Annotated in this window: 17 protein-coding genes; 7 read left to right on the top strand and 10 right to left on the bottom strand. The window is 69.9% G+C overall.

Features of this window, described 5'->3' with window-relative positions:
- Positions 1 to 57: 57 nt before the first annotated feature.
- Positions 58 to 1,155: a substrate-binding domain-containing protein gene (locus tag ACWGDX_RS01435; protein WP_453621066.1), complete on the bottom strand. Its 1,098-nt coding sequence runs from the start codon at positions 1,153 to 1,155 to the stop codon at positions 58 to 60.
- 219 nt (positions 1,156 to 1,374) lie between these two features.
- Between ACWGDX_RS01435 and ACWGDX_RS01430 the strand changes: the two genes are divergently transcribed.
- The 3 genes from ACWGDX_RS01430 to ACWGDX_RS01420 all read left to right on the top strand — a co-directional run bounded on the left by ACWGDX_RS01430 (position 1,375) and on the right by ACWGDX_RS01420 (position 8,097).
- On the top strand, positions 1,375 to 2,784 hold the full coding sequence (locus ACWGDX_RS01430; protein WP_453621064.1) for a hypothetical protein: 1,410 nt from the start codon (positions 1,375 to 1,377) through the stop codon (positions 2,782 to 2,784).
- 262 nt (positions 2,785 to 3,046) lie between these two features.
- Entirely contained in the window at positions 3,047 to 6,169 is a 3,123-nt protein-coding gene (locus tag ACWGDX_RS01425; RefSeq protein ID WP_453621062.1) for an NACHT domain-containing protein, read from the top strand.
- Positions 6,170 to 6,492: 323 nt separating this feature from the next.
- Positions 6,493 to 8,097: a hypothetical protein gene (locus ACWGDX_RS01420; RefSeq protein WP_453621060.1), complete on the top strand. Its 1,605-nt coding sequence runs from the start codon at positions 6,493 to 6,495 to the stop codon at positions 8,095 to 8,097.
- A 168-nt stretch (positions 8,098 to 8,265) separates the two neighbouring features.
- On the opposite strand, the gene ACWGDX_RS01415 is transcribed toward ACWGDX_RS01420, so the two are convergent.
- Complete coding sequence (locus ACWGDX_RS01415; RefSeq protein WP_453621058.1) at positions 8,266 to 9,540, bottom strand: cytochrome P450; 1,275 nt, start codon at positions 9,538 to 9,540, stop codon at positions 8,266 to 8,268.
- A 294-nt stretch (positions 9,541 to 9,834) separates the two neighbouring features.
- Here ACWGDX_RS01415 and ACWGDX_RS01410 point away from each other — a divergent pair, with 294 nt between their 5' ends.
- Complete coding sequence (locus ACWGDX_RS01410) at positions 9,835 to 10,011, top strand: hypothetical protein (protein WP_453621056.1); 177 nt, start codon at positions 9,835 to 9,837, stop codon at positions 10,009 to 10,011.
- 254 nt (positions 10,012 to 10,265) lie between these two features.
- Positions 10,266 to 11,735 carry a hypothetical protein gene (locus ACWGDX_RS01405; RefSeq protein ID WP_453621054.1) on the top strand — a complete coding sequence of 490 codons (1,470 nt, stop codon included), beginning with the start codon at positions 10,266 to 10,268 and terminating at the stop codon, positions 11,733 to 11,735.
- A 1,156-nt stretch (positions 11,736 to 12,891) separates the two neighbouring features.
- On the opposite strand, the gene ACWGDX_RS01400 is transcribed toward ACWGDX_RS01405, so the two are convergent.
- The 4 genes from ACWGDX_RS01400 to ACWGDX_RS01385 form a co-directional block, all read right to left on the bottom strand.
- Positions 12,892 to 13,284 carry a type II toxin-antitoxin system death-on-curing family toxin gene (locus tag ACWGDX_RS01400; RefSeq protein ID WP_453621052.1) on the bottom strand — a complete coding sequence of 131 codons (393 nt, stop codon included), beginning with the start codon at positions 13,282 to 13,284 and terminating at the stop codon, positions 12,892 to 12,894.
- Positions 13,281 to 13,475 carry a ribbon-helix-helix protein, CopG family gene (locus ACWGDX_RS01395; RefSeq protein ID WP_031089472.1) on the bottom strand — a complete coding sequence of 65 codons (195 nt, stop codon included), beginning with the start codon at positions 13,473 to 13,475 and terminating at the stop codon, positions 13,281 to 13,283. Before ACWGDX_RS01395 ends, ACWGDX_RS01400 begins: the two co-directional genes overlap by 4 nt.
- Positions 13,476 to 13,643: 168 nt before the next feature.
- Complete coding sequence (locus ACWGDX_RS01390) at positions 13,644 to 14,972, bottom strand: class I SAM-dependent RNA methyltransferase (protein WP_453621050.1); 1,329 nt, start codon at positions 14,970 to 14,972, stop codon at positions 13,644 to 13,646.
- Between the two features lie 161 nt (positions 14,973 to 15,133).
- On the bottom strand, positions 15,134 to 17,332 hold the full coding sequence (locus ACWGDX_RS01385; protein WP_453621048.1) for an APC family permease: 2,199 nt from the start codon (positions 17,330 to 17,332) through the stop codon (positions 15,134 to 15,136).
- A gap of 228 nt (positions 17,333 to 17,560) precedes the next feature.
- On the opposite strand from ACWGDX_RS01385, the gene ACWGDX_RS01380 reads away from it, so the two are divergent.
- Positions 17,561 to 18,229 carry a potassium channel family protein gene (locus tag ACWGDX_RS01380; protein ID WP_363081540.1) on the top strand — a complete coding sequence of 223 codons (669 nt, stop codon included), beginning with the start codon at positions 17,561 to 17,563 and terminating at the stop codon, positions 18,227 to 18,229.
- Positions 18,229 to 18,906, top strand: a complete 678-nt coding sequence (locus ACWGDX_RS01375; RefSeq protein ID WP_453621045.1) for a potassium channel family protein — start codon at positions 18,229 to 18,231, stop codon at positions 18,904 to 18,906. The genes ACWGDX_RS01380 and ACWGDX_RS01375 overlap by 1 nt, the downstream gene beginning before the upstream one ends.
- A gap of 252 nt (positions 18,907 to 19,158) precedes the next feature.
- On the opposite strand, the gene ACWGDX_RS01370 is transcribed toward ACWGDX_RS01375, so the two are convergent.
- The 4 genes from ACWGDX_RS01370 to ACWGDX_RS01355 all read right to left on the bottom strand — a co-directional run bounded on the left by ACWGDX_RS01370 (position 19,159) and on the right by ACWGDX_RS01355 (position 23,781).
- The gene (locus ACWGDX_RS01370; protein ID WP_453621043.1) at positions 19,159 to 19,986 is read right to left on the bottom strand and encodes a DUF3159 domain-containing protein; all 828 of its coding nucleotides are present in this window, start codon (positions 19,984 to 19,986) and stop codon (positions 19,159 to 19,161) included.
- A gap of 3 nt (positions 19,987 to 19,989) precedes the next feature.
- Positions 19,990 to 20,376 (bottom strand): OB-fold nucleic acid binding domain-containing protein, encoded by a 387-nt coding sequence (locus tag ACWGDX_RS01365; protein ID WP_363081538.1) that lies wholly within the window; start codon positions 20,374 to 20,376, stop codon positions 19,990 to 19,992.
- A gap of 142 nt (positions 20,377 to 20,518) precedes the next feature.
- A complete protein-coding gene (locus tag ACWGDX_RS01360; protein WP_363081536.1) occupies positions 20,519 to 21,208 on the bottom strand; it encodes a response regulator in 690 nt (229 codons plus the stop codon).
- 26 nt (positions 21,209 to 21,234) lie between these two features.
- Positions 21,235 to 23,781: an ATP-binding protein gene (locus tag ACWGDX_RS01355; protein WP_453621041.1), complete on the bottom strand. Its 2,547-nt coding sequence runs from the start codon at positions 23,779 to 23,781 to the stop codon at positions 21,235 to 21,237.
- Positions 23,782 to 23,992 lie beyond the last annotated feature (211 nt).

The following is a 23,992-nucleotide window of genomic DNA, read 5'->3' as shown; positions in this document are numbered from 1 at the left end:
ACCGGTGAACCGCGAGTGCGAGCGCGAGGGAGCGTCGTGCTTCAGTGCCGCCGGGCCTCAGTTCCGCCGGGGCGCCGGGCCCGTGGAGTCGCGTATGACGAGGTGCGGCACAAACGCTTCCTGCCGTCGTGGGGCGTCCGGGTCGGCGATACGGGCTCTGAGGATGCCCGCGGCCCGTCGGCCGATATCCGTCTTCGCCGGGGAGACGGTGGTCAGAGGCACTTCGCACAGGTCGGCCACCTCGTTGTCGTAGCCGATCACGGAAAGGTCCTCCGGGACACCCAGTCCCCGCCGCCGGGCCGCGCCGACCAGCAAGGACGCCTCACGGTCCGCGAAGCAGAGCGCGGCCGTCGCCCCCCGCGCCATCAGACGGCCGAGGAAGCCGTCCGCGTCCTCGGCGGTCCAGCGCGGCAGTGACGCCGTGACCACGGGAGCCGGATCGAGCCCGGCGCGCTCCAGTCCGACGGCGAGGCCCGACCGGATCTGCGGGGCCGTGTGCGGACTGGTCCTCTCCAGATAGCCGACGCGGGTGTGCCCGAGCCCCAGCAGATGCTCGACAGCCGCACGCGCCCCGGCCGCGTGGTGGGAGCAGACGAACTCGTGCGAGGTCGCCGTCAGGTCCATCCCCCGCTCGACGAGCACCGCGGGCACGGCGAGTTCCCCCGCGATCCCGAGCCAGTGCTGTGGACCGTCCTCGCCGAGGGTGGGTACCAGTATCAGCCCGGCCGCTCCCGACCGGATCAGTTCGTCGACGGCCCCTTGCTCCATGCCGGGGTCCCATTCGGTGCAGCGCAGGAGCATCCGGCAGCCGTGGCGGGAGAGTTCACGTTCGATACCGGCGATGACGCGCGGGTAGTAGTAGGTCAACGAGGGCACTACGACGCCGACGGTGTACCCGGTGCCGGATGCCCGGGACTCCGAGACATACGTTCCGGATCCCTGCCGGCGGTAGACAAGGCCCTCCTGGACCAGCAGGTCGACGGCCCGCCGCACGGTATTGACGCTCACTTCCTGGTCGCGGGCCAACTGCTGCTCGGTGGGCAGTTTGCCGGCCGGCCAGCGCAGTTCGGCGATGGCCCGTCGCAGCTCGTCCGCGAGACGGCGTGTCTTGTGCCCCCGCGCGGCCGTACCGACAGGAGTACGTGGCGAACTCACCGCATCCCCCTCGATCCGCGCCCACACCGGCCCGACATGACGAGCTTACGACCCTACCCGTCGCGGAGCCGCCGCTGCCCGGAGAGCACCAGCCCGAATTCATTCCAATGAATCTGTTGACGCATGGCATGACTTGACCGAAACTCCTCACCAGACGCGGCGTCAGTCATCGCGGTCCCCCACCCACGATCCCCCCACACAAGAAGACGAGGTTCCCTCGTGGCCATCACCCTGTCCGTGCGCGGAACGAGCAGGCGCACCGCACTCTTCGCCTGCGTAGTACTGGTCATCGGGTTCCAGGCGGACGGGACCGCCTTCGGGACCGAGACCTCAGCCGCCGGGGCCGCCGCCACGGCCTACTACGTGGACCCCGCCGTGGGTTCGGCGGGCAATCCCGGCACCGCGGACAGGCCGTGGCGTACCTTGCAGGAAGTCTTCGCGTCCGGGCGGACCTTCGCCGACGGAGACGTCATCTACCTGCGCAGTGGCAACCACGGAAGTCCGGTCATCACCGGGGGCGTCTCCTCGGGCGTCCGGACCGTCAAGGCGGCGCCCGGCGCGGCGCCCCGTATGAAGACTCTGAGGTTCGCGTCCGGTGCCACCCGCTGGACGGTCGACGGGGTGCTCATCTCGCCCCAGGAGGCGGACGGTACGTACACCACCGGCAACCTGGTGCAGTTCGACGCGGGTGCCACCCACGACATTCTGCGGAACTCACAGGTCCGGGCCGCGAGCGACGCGTCGGCGGACACCTGGTACAACAACGACTGGGTCAGCCGGAGCGGCACGGGCGTCCTGGTCGTCGGCGCCGACAACCAGGTTCTCGACAACCAGATCCGCAACGTCCGCAACGGTGTGATGCTGGAGCGCACCTCCCAGGCCGGCGCCGGCGCGACCGGAGCGGTGGTCAGGGGAAACAGCGTCAACCACTTCTGGGAGGACGCCTTCCGGTGCAAGGTCAGCGGCTGCCTCTTCGAGTACAACTCGGCGGTGAACAGCTACGCGGTCGTACCGCCGGGCATGGAGAGCGACCCGCCGCACCGGGACATGTTCCAGAGCTACCGCGGCGACGGCAGTTTCACCCCGGTCACCGGCGTCGTGCTGCGCGGGAACGTCTTCACCAGCCGCACGGGCACGCGGTACACGAAGATCCCCTTCCAGTACAACGGCAAGTACACGATCCAGGGGATCGGCGCCTTCGACGGCCCGTACCGCAACTGGACCATCGAGAACAACGTGGTCCAGGTGGAGGTGGGTCTCGCCATGGGTCTCTACGGTATGAACGACAGCAAGATCGTCAACAACACCGTGGTCCCTCGGTATCCGGCCACCGACAGCGAGATCCGGCTCACCCATCAGAAGGACGGAACGCCGTCGAGCGGCGACATCATCCGCAACAACCTGGCACGCACCTTCAACACCGGCGCCGCGACGAATGTCCAGCACTCCAACAACATCACGGTGGGTACCGCCTTCTCGACCTACTTCGTCAACTATCGGGCCGGAGACCTCCATCTGAGGCAGGGAACCCCCGCGATCGGCGCCGCGACCACCAGGGACGCTCCCACGCTCGACGCCGACCGGAAGCAACGCTCCGCACCCTTCGACGTGGGCGCCTACGAATTCTGACCCCGACGGCACCGCTGCCCCGCCGAGGGGTGACCTCGCGGTGGATGGCCGCGAGGCCCGCTCCGGGACAGAGCTCATGGGCAGGGCCAGGGCCTGACCGCGGCCGGGGCCCGGTCCCGGGGCCCTCTCGTATGAACGAGCACGAACGAGCACGAACGAGCACGAACGATCACGTTCGAAAAGGGGAGGACGACTCACCAAGTAGGCGTATCCGGGCGGGAGTTCATGACGCGGGACAGGTACGTCGGGCACGCTGTCGCGGGTGATACGACTCCCAGGGCATCCGCGGCGCAGGTGGCTCCGCCTCGTACTGCTCGCCTCGTTGACGTACGCGTCGCTCCATCTGGGGTGGGTGCTGCTCGCTGCCGATCCCGACTCCGTGCAGGAACTGACCGCCATCACCAGCATGTTCACCGGACTGTGGGCGTTCGGGGCAACGGTCGCCTCGTTCCTTCCCGCGCACACCCCGCCCCAGGACCCGGCGGAAGCCGCCGACCAACTGGCGGCCACCGTGCGGGAACAGTGGTCGGAGGAGGTCGTGGCCCGTCAGTTACGGGACCCGCGCGTGATCCCGCTCTCCTGGGCCGCCACCGACCGGCCGGTGGCGGCGCCGGCCGAGACCGTCGTAGGGCCACAGGCGGGACGCGTCCTGCGGATGTCCCTCGACGGCCGTCTGGAGGGCGACTTCCACCGCGCCGCTTCCCAACTTGCCGCCGGCTACCGGCAGCTGCCCAGCGGGCGGCTGGTGGTGCTCGGGGAGCCGGGAGCCGGAAAAACCGTCCTGGCCCTCATGCTGACGCTCGGTCTGCTCGCCGACCGTGCTCCGCGGACGCCCGTCCCCGTACTGCTGTCCGTGTCGGCCTGGGACCCGGTCAGCGAATCCCTGGACGACTGGATCGTCGGCACCCTGGCCACCGCGTACTACGGCGAACGCCCGCAGGTTCCGCGTCAGCTGCTGGACCGGCGGATGCTGCTGCCCGTCCTCGACGGACTGGACGAGATACCCGAGGCGGCCCGCCGCAGCGCCGTACGCGCCCTCAACGAGGCCTGTGGTGACGGCCGCGGCGTCGTACTGACCTGCCGGTCGGCCGAGTACCAGGACGTGATCGAAGGCGGCTCGCCCCCGCTCCGCCGGGCGCCGGTGGTCGAGGTGGCCCCCGTGTCCGTGCCGGACACCGTCGCCTATCTGAGCGAAGTGAACTGGCCGGAGGGTGTCGACTGGGAACCGGTCCACGCCCATCTGCGGCAGCACCCCGACGGCCCGGCGGCCACCGCGCTCTCCACCCCGCTGGCGCTGTCCCTCGCGCGGGCGGTCTACCGGCACTGCGACCGGGACCCGCGTGAACTCCTCGGCTTCGACAGCCGGCACGCCGCGGAGGACCACCTCGTCGACCACATCATCCCCGCGGCCTACGCTCCACCGCCCGGCGGCGGCCTCCCCGGGCAGACGGCCGGTGCGTGGCAGCGGGAGGCCCGGCAGGCCGAGCGGTGGCTGACCTTCCTGGCCACCTACCTCCACCAGCACCGGGAACGGGACCTCGCGTGGTGGCTCATGAGCCGCCGCCTCCTGTCCCACTGGGCCGGGCTCCTGGTCGGTATCGGGGTCGGTGTGATCACCATGCTCGGCGTGGCGGCCGTACAAGAGGCCGTGCGGGACGAATGGGATGTGGAGATCCTCCCCGTGTTCGGAGCGGCGGCCACCGTGCTGGTGATGCTCACCTGGTACGCGGCACCGGACCGGCCGCCGGGCCGGGTGTCGTTCGCCCTGCGCGGATCGCTGCACCGGCTGCGCGGCGGATTCCGTACGGGCTTCGCCCTGACGTCCGTCCTGGCGGTGGTGCTGCTGGGCACCGCCGGCGTCATCAGCAGCGTCACCGAGGACTGGCTGCCCGCGGTACTGGCCGACTTCCTCGGGATCGCCGCGTACGCCCTGGGGGCCTCGATCGCCGTCGGTGTGGCGTTCGCCGTCCACGAGTGGCTCGGCACCCCGCCCGAACACTCCACCCACGCCACCCCGATGGTTCTGCTGCGTCAGGACCGCAGATCGTCCTTGGTGGGAGCGGGGCTGGCCGGAGCCCTGTTCGGGGTCACCGCGCTCCCGCTGCTCTTGACGGTCGTCTCGATCGCGTACCTGGTGTTCCTGGCGCTGACCGGCTGGTCCGACGAGCCCCGGTTGACCGATGTCCTGTCCCGGGTGGCCGACGACACGGGCGCCTACGGCACCCCCGAGCTCGTCGCCGCCACCACCGTGCTGCCCGGCGCGATCTTCGCGGTACTGATGTTCCTCCCCCGCGCCTGGCCGAGGTTCGTCCTGCTGCGTCTCTTCCTCGCGGCGAGGGGCCGGCTGCCCTGGCGCTTCGTACGGTTCCTGTCCGACGCGCGGGAGCGGCAGTTGCTGCGCCAGTCCGCCGGTACGTATCAGTTCCGCCATATCCGGCTTCAGGAACGTCTGGCCGGCCGGTCCCTGGCCCGGAACCGCGTGCCGGTCCCACGGGCCGGGACCGTCCGCCGGCGCCGTCTTCAACTCGCCGTCACCGGTGCCGCTCTGGTGTCGGCCGGCCTCCTCGTCCGCCTGGTCATGCCGGAGGACACCTCCCGTATGACCCTGCCCACCGGCGGGGTCGCGGCGATGGTCTTCGGCCCGGCGGGGAAGCACGCCCTCGTCACGATCACCGAGGACGGCACCGTGCGACGGTGGGACACCCGCACCGGCGAGGGCAGCGCGGCGGCGAGGATCAGCCCTGTCTATGAGGGCGGCACGGCGTTCCATCTGGCGGCGCGTGAGGACGGCGCGTTGATATACGCGCCCGAAGCCGAAGAGGACGGGCTCCCCTTCGCGACATGGCGGCTCCCCTGGGACGGGACCGCACGGCTGACCTCACCCGGTCTCCCCGACGCCCGGGTGAACATCGGCGACAGCGACGTGCATGCTCTGAGCACCGGTGGCCGCTATCTCCTCACCGGTGACAGGTCGGGTCTGGTGCTACGGGACGTACGGAGCGGAGAGGAGTCCCCGTTCCGCCTCGACGGGGATCAGTGGACCTGGCGGCCGGCCCTGAACGACCGCGGGACGCTGGTGGTCTCCGGGGGCGGGCGCGCCCAGGAAGCCGCCGTGTGGAACATGACCAGCGGCAAGCGCCTCTGTACGATCCCGGATCCCGCGACGCTCCTGGGGACCGACGCCTACAGCACCCGGTTCGTCACCGCACATTACGGCGCCCCCACCGCACACCTCTGGAACGCCAGGTGCCGGAAGGAGGAGGCCCTGACGATCACCGGCCACAGAGGGATCGAAGCCCTCGCCCTCAACGAGGACGGCACCGAATTGGCGATCTCCGCCGGCGGCGTGACTCGCCTGTACGACCTTCCACCGCCCGGGAAGTGACGGCAGGAGCCCCGTCCGCCGATGCGGCCCGGCGCGGCGGAACAGCTGACCGGTACCGGGGCGCGAGACGGGCCGGTGGAACCGGCTCCCCCGGCGGCTGGGCCCTCAACTGGGCCCCCGGGCCCTGCGTTTGGGCCCAGTCCCATCCTTAGGATGCTGTCGCTTGGGGGAACGGGCGGTGATGTCGGCGAGGAGAACAGATGGAGGGCTCGGGCAGGTTTCGAATATGGCATGAGCATGACCAGGAACGGAATGGTCGGCGGCCTGGTGGTATCGGGGACAGCGGGCAGAGCGGGGCCGAGTACGCGGCGATGGTCGGGGTCGTGTCGCTGGTCGTGGCCGCGATCGTCGGTGTGAGTGTGCCCGCCGACACGGCGACCGGGCTGAAGAGCGCGGTGTGCCGGATACTCCACCCGCTGAGCGGGTCCGATGCCTGCGCCTCCGGCGACTACGCGGACGGCGAGGGCGACGACGGAGGCGAGGGGGACGGCGGCGGAGGCGGCGGGGACGGGGACGGCGATCCCTTCGTGCCCGGCGACGACCCGTTCGAGCCCGCGAAGTGTCTGCTCTCCCAGGACCAGACCAAGGACACCGTCGTCATCCAAGTGGCCTTCATCAAGATCAGCAGCTCCGAGACGGTCAAGCTCCAGCAGTGGTCCGACGGGACCGTCACCCTGGAGCGGGTGCACGAAAACGGGGGCGGGGTCACGGCGAGCATCTCCGCGGGCATCCCCGGTCTGAAGGACTGGGGCGGCAGCGCCTCACTGAGCGGCAGCTATATGGCGGGCAGCGGCAACGGCGGACAGTGGCTCTTCAACGGGAACAAGAGCGACAACCCCCAGGCGGACCTGGAGGCCAACCTCGCGGACGCGCAGAAGTTCGCCGCGTACCTCAGGGCGAACGACGGCTGCCGCTACCAGAGCGGCTACAACCCCGGCGCGGCGATGGGAGCCTGCACCCAGGACGCGGCCTCCAAGAAACCCGACCTCGAACCGGAACTGGCACCCGACGTCGACATCACCAAGACCTCCACCGAGGTGGCGGGCGGAGTGAGCTTCGGCAAGACCTTCAAGGGCAACGGCAAGAGCGGCAAGGACACCAAGGGCGGTAAGGACGGCCAGGGCGCCGACGGCCCCAAGGACCTCGGCAGCATCTCCTTCGAGGGACTCTCGGGTTCGATGACCGAGGACGTGGTGGTCCTGCGCGCCAAGACCGGCCCGGACGCGGGCAAGGTCACGTTCGTCTACACCTTCTCCGTCAGCGGCACGGCCGGCGGGGTGGCACAGGCCAAGGGCAGCAGGATGCAGCAGGTCGCGGTCACCTACGACGCGGCGGCCTACGACCAGGAGGAGAAGGACGGCGCCGCGCACCACCCCCAGAAGCTGGTGATCACCACCAGCCAGGAAGCCGGAGACGGACCCGGCATCCAGACCGGCGCCGGCGCCAACGCCGGTCCCGTGACGATCGATGTCGGTGGCGGCGGCGGAACCATCGAGTCACAGATACACACCGAGTCGGCCGACATCACACTCGACAACGACGCGGACAGCACCGCCGTCGAGGACTGGCTGCGCGGACGGGGTGACGCCCCCGCGACCAACCCGCTGCCCTCCCCCTCGGACGCCGCCGAGGCGCCGGATGACGACGCCGGCCCGATCGAACGGCTGATGCACGACAAGGGCAAGCTCTCACGCCTGGACTACAAGGCCAACACCGACTGGTGGAACGCCTCGCTCGGTATCGGCTTCGGCATCTCCGCAGGCCAGGTCAGTCTCGGCTTCAAGCTGTTCGGCATCGACATCACCCACGAACACAAGGAACAGACCATCACCGGCGACCCCACCTACGCCACCGCACCCCAGAGCGGCGGCACACGCCCCTGGGTCGAATGGAAGAACTGCACCCAGACCACACCCATCACCACCTGACCGGCAGCGAGCCCGTCGGTGTGGCCGCCCGCCGAAGGTCCGGCTCACCGACGTCCCCGTCAGACTCCGCTCTTCTCGCGCTGGCCTCCACGCGGGGGTGATGTCGCCGGACCACCCCGTCGGCCCCGCCCCGCCGGCCCCGCCCCGGCGTACCTGTGACCGTTACCGCTACCCGATCGGCAGGAAGCGGGCCCTGAGGTGTGCGGGGGCCAGTCGGTCGACGAACTCCGGTGACACCGTCGCGGCGTTCGGTGACTCGATGGTGAAGCGGTGTGCCAGCCGGGAGGTGGTCAGCGTCAGCTGCCGCATGGTCAGCGCCGAGCCCAGGCACACCCGCGGTCCGGCACCGAACGGGAGGTAGGCCGGACCGGGGGCCGATCGTCCGTCCAGCCACCGGGCGGGGTCGAACTCGTCCGGTCGGGACCACCACCGGGGGTCCCGGTGGATCAGATAGGGATTGAGCAGTACGTCGTCACCGGGGCTGAGCGACCAGTCGCCCAGGGCCGTCGCCGTACGGGCGGTACGGGTCATCAGCCACGCGGGCGGATACAGCCGGAGCGTCTCCCGGACCACGGCCTCGGCCAGCGGGGTGCCGCCGTCCGCCGGACCGTTCGCCTCGTCGCGGAGGTCGTCCACGAGCCGGGGGCGGCGGGCGAGTTCCCACACGATGGAGGTGAGGGCGGCGGCGGGGACGCCGTGGCCGCCCATGAGGATGCTGTGCAGCGTCGACACCACGGAGTCGACGGGCGGGGCCGGTTCGGCGGCGAGGAGAAAGCCGAGCAGATCGTTCCGGGGTACGTCGGACTTCGACGCGCGCCGCTCCCGGACCAGGCCGGTCAGCGTTTCGGCCAGGCGCCGGTAGGTGTGGAAGAAGCGGCGGTGGCGGGGAAGCGGCAGCCACGCGGGGAACTCGTGGGACGACTCCGCGAAGGGCTGGGTGGCGCGAACGGTCTCGTGGAGCAGTTCGGTCACGTCGGCACAGTCCGCGCCGAAGCAGTACTCGGCGATCGTCCGGGCGGTGAGCGTCCGCATCGTGGTGAGCACGTCGACATCACGGCCGGCCCCGTCGGCGATGACCGCGTCGAGGATCGCGACGGTCAGGTCGTCGGTCATGGCCGCCGCCGTCCGGCTGAGCCCCGGCCACGCGGCCCGGCGTTCGGACATCCAGGAGGTGGCGTGTGCGGAGGCCTGGTCGAGATCCCGCCGCATGTCGAAAGGCGCCAGCTCGGTCACAAAGGCCTCACCGGTGCGGGCGAGCGCCTCGTGGGTGAGTTCCGGGTCGATCACGAACAGCGTGTGCTCGTCGTACGAGAAGACGTCACCGTACTCCCGGTGGCAGCGGCGCAGGAAGCCGATCCGGTCGGCCTCGTACTCGCGGGTGTTGCCCCTCAGCCAGTGCCCGCGCGGGCCCGGCGGCCATCTGAGCTTCTCGCGGTGCGCCATGCGCCCTCTCCCCGGTGAATCGCAGGACCCCTCGCGAGGGATCCTGCGATCGGCGTTCTCCGCTGAGCGGGTCGGGCTACCGAGCGTGGTAGGGCCAGTAGATGTAGCGTCCGCTGACCCGCTTCCGGCCCACCAGGTGAGCCACCAGGCGTCGTGTCCGTTTCATGAACACCTCACTGCCATCAGGGCGAATAGTTTTTCGATCGTGCCACGGTGTCTTGCCTCGGGCAATATCGCGTCCCCAGCTTCCGCCGGATGTTGTGACACCGGATGACGTTGAGTCAGATAAGGTGTGTGGCAGGGAGGTTCGTGGCGGATCTCGTCGCCGACGACGACGCGTGGGCCCCGCGTGCGGCCGCCGAGCGGCCCCCTTCATCCGTCCGTCCGGCCAACTCCCAGGCCGGCAAGACCTGGCACACGGCGCCCAGGGGCGGAGAGTTCCCTCTTCGACTGAACAGCCCCCACGCGTGAAGCTCACCGCCGGACGTGCGACCGCTGGACACCGACAGCGCGGACGTCCGGCTTCCCGCGCACTGAGCTCAGCCCGGATTTTTGGTCGGCGATCGCACGGTCACGGACCAGCGCGTACATCTATGTGATGTCAGGAGGAATCTCCGTCGAGACCCGCTCGCTGAAGCTCCCCAACCGTCTTTGCGCGGCGCAGAAGGACGACCGCGCATGAGAGACTCGGCGGTCGGTTCGCCGAGCCAGAAGGGTCGTTTGCCGTGTCGGACGTCACGCCGCCGCCGGTACACCTCGACAAGGTGGTGGAGGGACTCGCGGGAAACCCCGCGCTACCGACGGAACTCGTCCGCCGTCTCTTCGCCTACCGCGGGGGCCTCGGCAGCGTTGCCAAACGCCCTGACCTGACCGACGACATGATCGCCGAGATCATCGCCGTCGACGATCGCTGGCTCACGCACTCCCTCGCGCTCAACCACAGCCTTCCGCATGCCTTCCGGATGACGCTCACCGAGCACCCGGATCCGGCGATACGCGCGGCCGTAGCGGCGGTCGCGGACGACGCACCCCGCGAGCTGTTCGAGCGGCTGCTCGGCGACGCCGACCCGCAGGTGCGTGAGCACCTGGCGAAGAGCGATCATGTGCCGACGGATCTGCGCGAGCGGCTGGCGGCCGACTCGGAGCCGGAGGTCCGGGCGACGCTTGCCCAATGGTGGACGCGAGCCCCGGAAGCGGTGCGTCGGCTCCTGCTGACGGATCCTGAGGACGCGGTGCGCGCAGGCGCCTCCGCGACCTACTATCGACGGCTTCCCCACCCCGTCCCGCCTGCCGACCTGCTCCCGGCGCTGTTGGCCGACCCGGTCACCCGCGCCGGGGCGGTGCGCCACTGCGCGCTGGACGCCGGCACGGCCCAGCGGCTGGCCGACGATCCGGACGACGAGGTGCGCAAGGAACTCGCGGAACATCCCGACCTCCCGCCGCGGCTGCGCGACGTACTCGCTGAAGATCCCAGCCTGCGGGTCAGGCTCCGCGTCTTCGCGCGCCAAGACACCCCGGAGCCGAGCCGAGCCGCGATCCACGCACAGATCCTGTCCTACGCGCCTCTGCTGGACCGGCCCGCCGACGAGGTCCTGGACGACGACGCGCTTGAACGGGAGTTCATGAACGAGATAGCGCGTCTGGAGTGCCGGACACTGCGCCTGCCGTGGGTGACCGCCGACCCCTTGCCGTACGTGGACTCCCCCTACGCCTGCTTCCGGGTCTCGGCCGCGATGTCCGACAGCCTCCCCGCGCCGGTCGTGGCCCGGCTGCTCGACGACGAGGAGAGCGACGTCCGCACGGCGACGGCTCTGCACGCCCGTGACCGGGTCGACCCCGCCACCGCCGAACGAATCGACCGCAGCTACCGCCCGGGGAAGAAGACCCGGTGGCGTCCCGCCGATGACTTCCCCCTCCCAGCGGACGCCCTTCGGCGTCTGGCCACCGATCCCGACCCGAGAATGCGGCAGCTGGCCCCGCGCGACCCCGACCTGCCGGTGGAACTCATCCGTCACCTGGCCGCCGACCCCGATCAAAGGGTGCGCCACGCGATCGCGTCCCACCCCCAGCTTCCGCCCCACGAGCTGACCCAGCTTCTGGCCGATCCATCGGAATCGGTCGCGACCACCGCAGCCGCCAACCCCAACCTGCCCCCCGAACAGATGCACCGACTCCTCACCCTGGCACGCCTGTAAAACCAGCGTGCGCGCCGCGAGCTCGCGACCCCTGACCCCGCCCCGCCCTCCCAAGTCACCCGGCAGTTGTCCGCCGAGTGCCTGAAGCCGGCCACCACGCCGGCGTCCGACGACGTGTTCAACCGAAAGCGGACCGCCCTGAACCGCCTCCGGGAACCGTCCGGAGCCGCACCTGTCAGACAAGGACTCGTCGCAGAGGCCCACGGCTCCCGGTCGACGACAAGCGCGCAACGCGCACCCACAAACCCGTAGGTCAGGCGTCCTTCTTCGCCGGCTCCAGGATCGCCACGCACTCCACGTGGTGCGTCATCGGGAAGGCGCCCCCTAGGTTGAGGTCCTGAAAACATACAGGTCAGAGGCACTTTCCCCGAGCTGGATTGGGAGTGTCAGACGGTCGAGGCGTCAAACGAGCGTCACGGCCGACCAGCCCAGACTCCACGAGGCGGGCTACCGTTCGGCAGCGGAGGCGCGGGAGCGCACTCGTTCGCGGACGTGACACCAGACTGCCGGCCGACAGTGAACTCGACCATGCGACGCCACACCTGCGCAGACCCCGCCGGCCTTGCTTCGGAGACCAGGCCACTGCGTTGTGTGGAATAGCCGGTGGATTGCTGACCGCAGGCGTCGCCGTACTGTCGAGCACGGATGGCATGCCCCTGCTCGCGACGATCTTGCTAGTACTGATGTGCCTGCTGCTGATAGCCGCGCTGGGGGCCGCGCTGGGGGCCCTTCGACCCGCGGTCCCAAGGTCGGGATTAGGCGCCGAACTGATGAGCGATGCGGTCGTCCACCACTGGGGTGGCGTGAGTGCGGCCGCGCGTGGGGAGCTTGAACGGCATGTCGAGGCCAAACCGCGTGGGCGTCCCTTCTGCCTCGTTCAGTGGCTGATCAGGGAACGTCACCCCCTGTATGCCTATCTCGGCACCCAGCACACCGTGGCGGGCAGCACGGGCCGCCGACTCCTCACCGTCGGACCCGCTTCTGACGGGGTTGGGGCAGACGCAGCACATCGAGATTGCGCGACGTCCTGCCCCACGTCGCGGATGAGGACCCCGATCAATCGGCATCTGAGCCCCGGTCCCTGTCTGATCATGAGAAAGCCGCGTGATGCGTGAGAGCCGGGCACGCGCGGGTCCGGCTCTCACGTCGTCGTGTGTCAGGAAATGGGGAACCAGACCGACAGGCGCTTGGCAATGACCGGTACATCGATGTTGTCCTGCGCGACTTCCTCGACAAACGGGCCGGCAATGGAGACGGGCGGCGGGACGGTACCGGCGCTGACGCCGTTGAATCGCAGGAAGACACGCATGGCGAGCCAGGCGGTGCGTTTGTTGCCGTCGATCAGCGCGTGATTTCGGGCAACGGAGTGCAGCAGCGCTGCCGCCTTCTCGTGCAGCGTGGGATACAGCTCGGCTCCGAACACGTTGGTCCGCGGCCGTTCAATCGCCGACACCAGGAGTCCCATGTCACGCACGCTGTGCTCAGTACCGTTGACCTTGCGGGCAACGGCCAGGATCTCGTCGATCTGGATGTAGCGCACTTCGGTCACTTCAGGTAGTCCAGGATCTCCGCATCGCTGTCCATGAGCTCGGCCAAGACGTCATCGACCTTCAGCTCGGCCCGATCCTGGGCATCACGGATGGCCTCAATGGCAAGCTCTTGCTTACTGCGTCGCTCCCGACGAGCACGCTCGGTGAGCTTCGCGTCAAGGTCGTCAGGGAGTCGGAGTGTCATCGCCATACAGCGATGATACCGGCCTGGTATCTGGGTGGCCAGGTGATACCAGCCACGCGAGACCTCGGACCACGGCGCCGTCCTCCATAGCCCGACCGGCCCGCGCGCGAAGTCCTTGCCCCCGGTCCGCGTGACCCGGGCCGGAGAGACCTGTGCGACGGAGACTTCCGGTGTTCAGGCGTCCTTCTTCGCCGGCTCCAGGATCGCCACGCACTCCACGTGGTGCGTCATCGGGAAGAGGTCGAAGGCGCGCAGTGTGCGGGGGCGGTAGCCGCCTTCGTGGAAGTAGGCCAGGTCTCGGGCGAGGGCCGCCGGGTCGCAGGCCACGTAGGCGATACGGCGCGCGCCCAGGGTGGAGAGGTGTTTGACGGTCTGCTTGCCGGCGCCCGCGCGCGGGGGGTCCAGGACGATCAGGTCCGTCTCGGTGATCCGGGTACGTGGCAGGACCTGGTCGACCTTGCCCTGTTCGATACGGACGCGGGACAGGTCCTGGAGGTTGTGCCGGGCGTCCTCCACCGCGCGCTTGCCGGACTCGATGCCCAGCACCGCGCCCGTCTCCCCGACGCGCTCCGCGATCGCCCCGGCGAACAGGCCCACCCCGCAGTACAGATCGAGCGCGGTCTCGCCCTTCCTCGGCATCAGGCCCTGCATCACGGCCTCGACGAGCAGTTGGGGAGCGCTCGGGTGCACCTGCCAGAAGCCGCCCATGCCCACGCGGTACGTACGGCCGTCGGCGCGCTCGCGCACAAAGGCGCGGCCGTGCACCCGGTGCACTCCCCCGTCGTGCTCCTCCACGCGCAGTACGGACACGGGCCTGTCCAGTTCCACCAGCGGCAGCCGGCCGCCCTCGCGCGGGGTGAGGATCACCTGGCGGTCGCCGGAGCCCGATGCCGCGATCGCCTCGACCGTCGCGATCTGCGGCCACTCGCGCCGCTCGATGCCCAGTTCGCTGACGCCCTCCGTGGCGATCATGCAGTGCTCGACCGGCTCGACGTCGTGCGAGCGGTGCCGACGCAGCCCCGCGCGTCCGTTCTCGTCGATCGCGTACTGCACGCGTGAGCGCCACGCGGGGACCTCGCCCGTCGGCAGCTTGTCGCCCGGCGCGGGCATGACGGTCCCGTCCCAGCCCGCCTCCTCGGGAGTGAGGCCCGCGAGCCGGTGCAGCTGCTCGGCGATGACCTCGCCCTTGAAGCGCCGCTGCGCGCCGGGCTTGGCGTGCTGCCAGTCGCAGCCGCCGCAGCGGCCGGGACCTGCGTACGGACACGGCGCCTCGACCCGGTCCTTGGAAGCGTCGATGATCTCCACCGCGTCCGCGCGGAGGAAGCGGGAGTCCTCGTCGCCCTCCGTCACCCGGACACGGACCTTCTCGCCGGGCAGGGCGTGCCGTACGAAGAGCACCCGGCCCCCGTCGGTACGGGCCACGCAGTGGCCGCCGTGTGCGACGGGGCCCACCTCGACCTCGTACTCCTCCCCGATCAACGAAGCCTGCGGTTCTGTGTGCATGACGGGGTGGCTCCAAAGGATCAAGGGTGCGAGGGACATTCGGGGGACATTCGGGGACATCGAAAGGCGTCGAGGGCGGGGATACGACGCGTCGAGGGACACGGCGGGACACCAGCCCACCAGTCTACGTGTGTGTCGCCCGGCCGCCCGCCACGGACAGCTCAGTCCCTGTCCTTGCCCCCGCCACCACCGCCGGTCCCGCTGCCGCCACCAGTCCCGCCACCGCCACCAGCCCTGCCCCCGCCACGGCTGCCGCCACCGCCGGTCCTGCCCGCGTTGCCGGCGCCCCCGGAAGCGGTGCCCGCGGCACCCCCGCCACCCGTTCCCGATTCCCTCGGCCGCGCGTCCACAGGACCACGCCGTACCGACCCCGGCGCGTTGTACGCCCGCCGCTTCTTCGCCCGCTGCTTCGCCAGCTCCGACGATTCGAGCTGATACGGGACCGACGTCACCATGACCCCCGGTGTGAAGAGCAGCCGCCCCTTGAGCCGCAGCGCGCTCTGGTTGTGCAGCAGATGCTCGTACCACCGGCCGACCACGTACTCCGGGATGTACACGCTGATCGCGTCACGCGGATTCTCGGTCCGCAGGCCCCGTACGTACTCGATGACCGGCCGTGTGATCTCGCGGTACGGGGAGTCGAGGATCTTCAGCGGCACATTGATGCCACGCCGCTCCCACTCCTCCCTGAGCGCCTTGGTCTCGGCCGGGTCGACGCTGATGCTGAGCGCCTCCAGGGTGTCCGAGCGCATCAGCTTGGCGTACGCGAGCGCCCGCAGCGTGGGCTTGTGGACCTTGGACACCAGCACGATGGAGTGCACCCGGGAGGGCTTGACGCTGTCGTCCGACGGGCCCTCCTCGGCGGCGATCTCGTCGGAGACCCGGTCGTAGTGCTTGCGGATCGCGGTCATCGTTCCGTAGAAGATCACCATGCCGAGCAGCGCGACCCAGGCGCCATGGGTGAACTTGGTGGCGAGGACCACGATCAGCACCAGCCCCGTGAAGAAGGCACCGAAGGTGTTGATCGCGCGCGAGCGGATCATATGGCGGCGCTTGGCCACGTTCCGCTCGGTCTTGAGATGGCGGTTCCAGTGCCGGACCATACCGGTCTGGCTGAGCGTGAAGGAGACGAAGACGCCGACGATGTAGAGCTGGATCAGCCGGGTCGAGTCCGCGCCGTAGAGACCCACCAGCAGGGCCGCGGCGCCCGCCAGCAGCACGATGCCGTTGGAGAACGCGAGCCGGTCGCCGCGGGTATGGAGCTGCCGGGGCAGATAGCGGTCCTGCGCGAGGATCGAGCCGAGGAGCGGGAAGCCGTTGTACGCGGTGTTGGCCGCCAGGAAGAGGACGAGCGCGGTGGCCGCGGCGAGGAGGACGAAGAAGAACGTACCGTCGCCGAAGACGGCGGCGGCGACCTGGGAGATCACCGGGTTCTGCACATAGCCCGGCCCGACGGGGACACCGTCCCTGAGCAGATCCGTCCCGGGGCTCTCGGCCATCTTCACATCGGTGGCCATGGCCAGGCCGATGATGCCGCAGAACATGGTGACGGCGAGACCGCCCATCAGGGCGAGCGTCGTCGCGGCGTTCCTGCTCTTCGGCTTGCGGAAGGCCGGCACACCGTTGCTGATCGCCTCCACGCCGGTCAGCGCGGCACAGCCGGAGGAGAAGGCCCGCAGCAGCAGGAAGACGAGCGCGAAGCCGGCCAGTCCCTGCTCCTCGGGCTTGATCTGGAAGCCGGCCGTGGGCGCCTTCATGGTGTCGCCGAGCGCCAGTCCGCGCACCGCGCCCCAGACGATCATGACGAACACCGCGCCGACGAAGACATACGTCGGAATCGCGAAGAGCTTTCCGGACTCGCGGACGCCGCGCAGATTCATCAGCGTCAGCAGCACGATTATCGCGATCGCGCAGAGGACCTTGTTCTCCACGACGAAGGGAATGGCGGAGCCGAGGTTCTCCACCCCGGAGGAGATCGACACGGCCACGGTCAGCACGTAGTCGACGAGCAGCGCGCTGGCGACGGTGAGACCGGCCTTGGGGCCGAGGTTGGTGGTGGCCACCTCGTAGTCGCCGCCACCGCTCGGGTAGGCGTGCACGTTCTGGCGGTAGGAGGCGACCACGGTGAACATGAGCACCACGACGGCCACCGCGATCCACGGGCTGAAGTGGTAGGCCGACACACCCGCGATCGACAGGACCAGGAGGACTTCTCCCGGCGCGTACGCCACCGAGGACAGCGGGTCGGAGGCGAAGACGGGCAGCGCGATGCGCTTGGGGAGGAGCGTTTCCCCCAGTCTGTCGCTTCGCAGCGCCCGCCCGATGAGAATCCGTTTGGGCACGTCGGTCAGTTTGGACACGGACAGGATGCTATGCGTTCGAACAGCCGCCCGTGCGGGCAGCACCCCTCTCTCTTGTCAGGTCGAGCCCTCACATGGATGACTGGATTGTCACCCCTGCCGCATAAGCTCGACCCGGGGAATCGTCGTATACGGTCTCCCGCTTGGTGCCCGGCAGGTCGAGAAGGAAGAGTGAACAGGGTGTTTTCGCAGGTCAGCAAGGCGACCAGGAGTGCGGGGTAAGTCCACGTGCACATCGTCATCATGGGCTGCGGCCGGGTGGGAGCCGCACTCGCGCAGACCCTGGAGCAACAGGGGCACACAGTCGCCGTCATCGACCAGGACCCCACCGCGTTCCGTCGGCTCGGCGCGGGTTTCGGCGGCCGTCGCGTCAGCGGGGTCGGGTTCGACCAGGACACCCTGCGCGAGGCGGGGATCGAGGAAGCCGGCGCCTTCGCGGCGGTGAGCAGCGGAGACAACTCCAACATCATCGCCGCGCGGGTGGCCCGCGAGATGTTCGGCATAGAGAACGTCGCCGCCCGTATCTACGACCCGCGGCGGGCCGAGGTCTATCAGCGCCTGGGCATCCCGACGGTGGCCACGGTCCGCTGGACCGCCGACCAGTTGCTGCGCCGGCTGCTGCCGTCGGGCGCCGAGCCGCTGTGGCGCGACCCCAGCGGCGGGGTGCAACTGGCCGAGGTGCATACGGCATCGAGTTGGATCGGGCACAAGATCAGCACGCTCCAGGAGGAGACCGGCGTACGCGTCGCGTTTCTCACCCGGCTCGGCGAGGCGATGCTGCCGACATCCCAGACGGTGCTCCAGGAGGGCGATCTCGTCCACGTGATGATGCGTACGGACGACATCGAGAAGGTCGAGGCGGCATTCGCCGAAGGACCGGAAGGAGGCGGGATCTGATGCGTGTCGCGATTGCCGGAGCAGGCGCGGTGGGCCGTTCCATCGCGGGCGAGCTGCTGGAGAACGGACACGAGGTCCTGCTGATCGACAAGGCGCCGACCGCCATCTCGGTGGAGCGGGTGCCGCTGGCCGAGTGGCTGCTCGCGGACGCCTGTGAGATCACCTCGCTGGACGAGGCGGCGCTCCAGCGCTGCAATGTCGTGATCGCCGCGACCGGGGACGACAAGGTCAATCTGGTCGTCTCGCTGCTCGCCAAGACGGAGTACGGCGTGCCGCGGGTGGTGGCCCGGGTCAACAACCCCAAGAACGAATGGCTGTTCAACGAGGCCTGGGGCGTCGATGTCGCGGTCTCCACCCCTCGGCTCATGTCGGCGCTGGTGGAGGAGGCGGTGAGCGTCGGTGATCTGGTGAGGCTGCTGCGCTTCAGCCATGGCGACGCGAATCTGGTCGAGCTGACGCTGCCGCCGGAGTCGGCCGTGACCGGCACGCTGGTGGGCGATGTGAGCTGGCCCGAGGACACCTCGCTGGTGACGATCATCCGGGGTACGCGCGTGCTGACGCCGAATCCGGAGGAGACGCTGGAAGCGGGTGACGAGCTGCTCTTCGTCGCGGCCCAGGCCCGTGAGGAGCAGTTGGAGGACCTTCTGTCGGTCCGCCGCGAGGACGCGACGGGCTGACCACGCCCCCGCGCACGCGGCCCGCGCGAAAGGGCCCGGCACCTCGGGTGCCGGGCCCTTTCCGTTTCCGTATGTCCGCCACGCGGTGGCCACCCACCGGTCACGACCGCCCGCCGCCGGCACCGCGCCAGGACCGTACGCGCGACACCCGGCACCTGCCCGGCCGCGACTCGGCCTCGACTCGGCCGCGGCTCGGCCGCGGCTCTTACGGGCGACGCCCGTGGCTCAGCGTCCGAGGCCTCGGCCCCGGGGTCAGCGGTCGCGGCGGTGGCTGGTCGGGCCGTCCGGGGTGGTCGCGGCGGCGGCCTTGCGGGCCTTCTCCGCTTCCTCCTCCGCCTCCATCTCGGCGAAGACGTCGATCGGCGCCGGCGCCTTCGCCAGGAAGACCCAGGTCAGATACACGGCCAGCAGGAACGGCGGGATCTTCAGCGTGATGAGCACCCAGCCGAGCTGGGTCGTGTCGGCCCACCAGTAGAGCGGGAAGAGGATCGCGCACTTGGCGAGCAGGATCAGCCCCCACGCCCAACTCGCCTTCGCGTACGCCTTCTTGCGGCCCGGGTTCCGCGTCCGCCAGGAGAGGTTCTCCTTGAAGACCGGACCCAGGATCAGTCCGATCAGCGGTACGCCCGCCAGCGTGGTGACGATGTACGCGAGCGCCAGCCCCAGCGTGTAGAGCATGCCCGGCAGATAGAAGTCCTTGGCGTTGCCGGTCATCATCGCGAAGACGACACCGAAGGCCACCCCGAAGACGCCGCTGAACGCGTGCTTGACGGTGTCCCGGCGCACCAGCCGGACCACGACCAGCAGCAGCGAGACCGCCACGGCCGCGATCGCCGAGGTGTGCAGATCCTGGTTGATCGTGAAGATCGTGACGAAGAGCAGGCCGGGGACAACTGTCTCCACCATGCCCCGCAGGCCGCCGAAGGCCTCGAAGAGAGCCGCCTCGGTGACGGCTTTCGCGTCGGCCGCACCATCCGGCCCCGCCGCACCGGACGGGCCTGCCGCACCGTCCGGTCCGGCAGGCCCGTCCGGTGAAGCGCTGGAAACGTTCGAGGCGGCGGGCTTGTCGAGTGACGTCACCGGCTACTCCTGTCCGAGCGGTCGGAGTTCGTATTTGGGATTGAACAGCACCCGCCGGCCGTGGCTCAGGGAGATCCGGCCGGAGGCGATCATTCTGCGGCCCGGCTCTATGCCCACGATGGAGCGCCGGCCCAGCCACACCACGTCCAGCGGGGCGGTGCCGTCGAACAGCTCCGCCTCCAGCGCGGGCACTCCCGCCCGCGGACGCAACGTGACCGTCCGCAACGTACCAGTCACCCGGACGATCTGGCGGTCGTTGCAGTCGGAGATCCGCGTGCACCCCGACGCCTGCGCGTCCTCCCGCAGCTCCTCGGACTCCAGATCCCCCTGGGAGCTGGAGAGCCGGTCGAGCATCCGGCGGAAGCGGCCGGTCGGCTTCTCAGCACTCATAGCTAGAGCGTACCGGGGCGAGGGGGCGCCGGATCCAGGGGCGCGGGCGCCGGATCGACACATGATCGACGCCCGTCGGGACCACCCGTCCGGGACCGGCCGTCCGGGACCGGCCGTCGGATCACCGGACCCGGCGGCGGGATCAACGCTCGAAGCGGTACCCCATGCCCGGCTCGGTGACGAAGTGCCTGGGGTGCGAGGGGTCCGCCTCCAGCTTCCGCCGGAGCTGGGCCATATAGACCCGCAGATAGTTGGTCTCGGTGCCGTACGAGGGCCCCCAGACCTCCTGGAGGAGCTGTTTCTGGCTGACCAGCCGGCCGGTGTTGCGTACGAGCACCTCCAGCAGATGCCACTCGGTCGGGGTGAGCCGTACGTCCCGGCCCTCGCGATGCACCTTCTTCGCGGCCAGATCGACGGTGAACCCCTCGGTCTCGACGACCGCGAGGGAGTCGTCGCCGTCCCCGCCCACCGGCTCGGCGCGTCTGACCGCGGCACGCAGCCGGGCCAGCAGCTCGTCCATGCCGAACGGCTTGGTGACATAGTCGTCCGCGCCCGCGTCCAGTGCCTCGACCTTCTCGTCGGAGGTGTGGCGGGCGGAGAGCACCAGGATCGGGACTCGGGTCCAGCCGCGCAGGCCCTTGATGACCTCGACACCGTCCATGTCCGGCAGCCCGAGGTCGAGGACGACGACATCGGGGTGGCGCGCGGCGGCGAGTTCGAGCGCGCTCGTGCCGTCGGAGGCCGCGTCCACCTCGTATTTACGTGCCCTGAGATTGATCACCAATGCGCGTACGATCTGCGGCTCGTCATCGACCACGAGCACCCGCGTCATAGGGTTCTGCCTTTCTGCTGTCCCGGTCATGAGCCGATCCGGGCCGGTGGTCCGGAGCGCACCGGCGTGAGTCCGCCGGACGCCGCCGTGAGGGTGAGAACCATGGTCAGGCCGCCACCGGGGGTGTCCTCGGCCGTGAGAGTGCCGCCCATCGCGTCGACGAAGCCGCGCGCCACCGCGAGCCCGAGACCGACCCCGGCCCCGCGCGGCGCGTCGCCGTGGCGCTGGAAGGGTTCGAAGATGCGTTCCTTGGCGTCCTCGGGAACGCCGGGGCCGCGGTCCACGACCCGTACCTCCACCCGCTCCCCCAGCGCGCTGGCGGCGACGGTGACGCGCCGGCCGTCGGGGCTGTACTTGACGGCGTTCTCGACGATATTGGCCACCGAGCGCTCCAGCAGGCCCGGGTCGACGGCCACCATGGGCAGCGACTCGGGGATGTCCAGTTCCACGCTGTCCTCCGGTACGCCGCCGAGCGCCATCGGAACCACCTCATCGAGGTCGATCTCACGGATCAGCGGGGTGACGGTGCCGGTCTGGAGCCGGGACATGTCGAGGAGGTTGCCCACGAGATGGTCGAGGCGGTCGGCGCCGTGCTCGATGCCTTCGAGCAGTTCCGCCTGGTCCTCCTCGGACCATTCGACGTCGTCGGAACGGAGTGAGGAGACCGCCGCCTTGATACCGGCCAGCGGGGTCCGCAGATCGTGGCTGACGGCCGCGAGCAGGGCCGTCCGGATCCGGTTGCCCTCGGCCAGTTCACGGGCCTGGGCGGCCTCGCCCACCAGGCGCTGCCGGTCCAGTACGACGGCGGCCTGCGCGGCGAAGGCGGCGAGCACCCGGCGGTCCTCGGCGGGCAGGACCCGCCCGGAGAGCGCCAGCGCCATATGGTCGCCGACCGGCATGTCGACATCGGCGGACTCGGGACGGTCGACGGGCTGAGGTCCGACGCTGCCCGCGCAGGTCCAGGGGTCGACATCGCTCACGCGTTCGAGCAGCGCCACGGACTCCATGGCGAAGGTCTCCCTGACCCGCTCCAGCAGCGCGGCCAGCGTGGTCTCGCCCCGCAGCACGCTGCCCGCGAGGAAGGAGAGGATCTCGGACTCGGCTCTGAGCCGGGCCGCCTGATGGGTACGGCGTGCCGCCAGGTCGACCACCGAGGCCACCGACACGGCGACGGCGAAGAAGATCACGATGGCGACCAGGTTCTTGGGGTCCGAGATGGTCAGGGTGTGGGTGGGCGGGGTGAAGTAGAAGTTGAGCAGCAGCGATCCGACGGCGGCGGAGGCGAGCGCCGGCCGCAGCCCGCCGAGCAGCGCGGACATCACGGTCAGGAAGAGGAAGAGCAGGACGTCGTTGGCGAGTCCCGGGGAGTTGCCGACCCTGGCCAGCAGCAGCGAGAGCAGGACGGGCGCGACGACTCCGGCCAGCCAGCCCCAGATGATCCGGGAGCGGCCGAGTCTGGCCCCGCGCGCCACCGGCAGTCCGCGGCCCTTGGCGGCCTCCTCGTGCGTGACGATGTGGACGTCCAGGTCGGGGCCGGACTCCCGGGCGACGGTGGCGCCGACGCCGGGTCCGAAGATGTACTGCCAGGTCTTGCGGCGGCTGGAGCCCAGCACGATCTGGGTCGCGTTGACCCCGCGGGCGAATTCCAGCAGCGCGGAGGGGATGTCGTCGCCGATGACATGGTGGAAGGTGCCGCCGAGATCCTCGACCAGGGTGCGCTGGACGGTCAGCTCCTTGGGCGAGGCGGCGGTGAGACCGTCACTGCGGGCTATGTAGACGGCGAGGATCTCGCTGCCCGAGCCCTTGGCGGCCATCCGGGCCGCGCGGCGGATCAGCGTACGTCCCTCGGGGCCGCCGGTGAGGCCGACGACGATCCGTTCCCGGGCCGACCAGGTGGTGCGGATGTTGTGCTCACCGCGGTACTGCTGAAGGTATTCGTCGACCCGGTCGGCGACCCACAGCAGGGCCAGCTCGCGCAGGGCGGTGAGGTTGCCGGGGCGGAAGTAGTGCGAGAGGGCGGCGTCGACCTTGTCGGGCTTGTAGACATTGCCGTGCGCCATCCGACGGCGCAGGGCCTGGGGCGACATGTCGACCAGCTCGATCTGGTCGGCCCGCCGGACGATCTCGTCGGGGACGGTCTCCTGCTGCCGCACACCGGTTATGGACTCGACCACGTCTCCGAGTGATTCGAGATGCTGGATATTGACGCTGGACACCACCTCGATGCCCGCCTTGAGGAGTTCCTCGACGTCCTGCCACCGCTTGACGTTGCGCGAGCCCGGCACATTGGTGTGCGCCAGCTCGTCGACGAGGGCGACGGCCGGACGGCGCTCCAGCACCGCGTCGACGTCCATCTCGGTGAAGACGGTCCCCCGGTACTCCAGCTCACGGCGCGGCACCTCTTCGAGGCCGTGCAGCATGACCTCCGTACGCGGCCGGTCGTGGTGCTCCACGAAGGCCACCACACAGTCGGTACCCCGCTCCACCCGGCGGTGTGCCTCGGAGAGCATCGCGTACGTCTTGCCGACGCCCGGTGCCGCCCCGAGGTAGATACGAAGCTTGCCGCGTCCCATGGCCCCATTGTCTTCCTGGAAGAGCCACCGCGTGCGACGCGTCGGCTGAGTCGAAACTACCCTCCGCGATCGCGGCGGACAGGGCGGCCGGTGGGCACGATCGTGGTCTTGACACGATTCTGATGCCGGTACGGACATGTCCGGCGCCGGTACGGAGTGCTCCGGCCACCGGTACGGAGAGGTCCGGGCCCGCCCGGCAGAGGCGGGCGGG

The sequence above is a fragment of the Streptomyces sp. NPDC055025 genome (assembly GCF_053608565.1).
This window is presented reverse-complemented; position numbering and strand designations above follow the sequence as displayed.

What these genes read in the sequence shown, in the direction of transcription:
- ACWGDX_RS01415 (WP_453621058.1), bottom strand. Translation starts at nt 9,540, where the DNA reads ATGGCGCACCGCGAGAAGCTCAGATGGCCGCCGGGCCCGCGCGGGCAC.
- ACWGDX_RS01395 (WP_031089472.1), bottom strand. Translation starts at nt 13,475, where the DNA reads ATGGCGATGACACTCCGACTCCCTGACGACCTTGACGCGAAGCTCACC.
- ACWGDX_RS01390 (WP_453621050.1), bottom strand. Translation starts at nt 14,972, where the DNA reads ATGCACACAGAACCGCAGGCTTCGTTGATCGGGGAGGAGTACGAGGTC.
- ACWGDX_RS01375 (WP_453621045.1), top strand. Translation starts at nt 18,229, where the DNA reads ATGCGTGTCGCGATTGCCGGAGCAGGCGCGGTGGGCCGTTCCATCGCG.
- ACWGDX_RS01365 (WP_363081538.1), bottom strand. Translation starts at nt 20,376, where the DNA reads ATGAGTGCTGAGAAGCCGACCGGCCGCTTCCGCCGGATGCTCGACCGG.
- ACWGDX_RS01360 (WP_363081536.1), bottom strand. Translation starts at nt 21,208, where the DNA reads ATGACGCGGGTGCTCGTGGTCGATGACGAGCCGCAGATCGTACGCGCA.
- ACWGDX_RS01355 (WP_453621041.1), bottom strand. Translation starts at nt 23,781, where the DNA reads ATGGGACGCGGCAAGCTTCGTATCTACCTCGGGGCGGCACCGGGCGTC.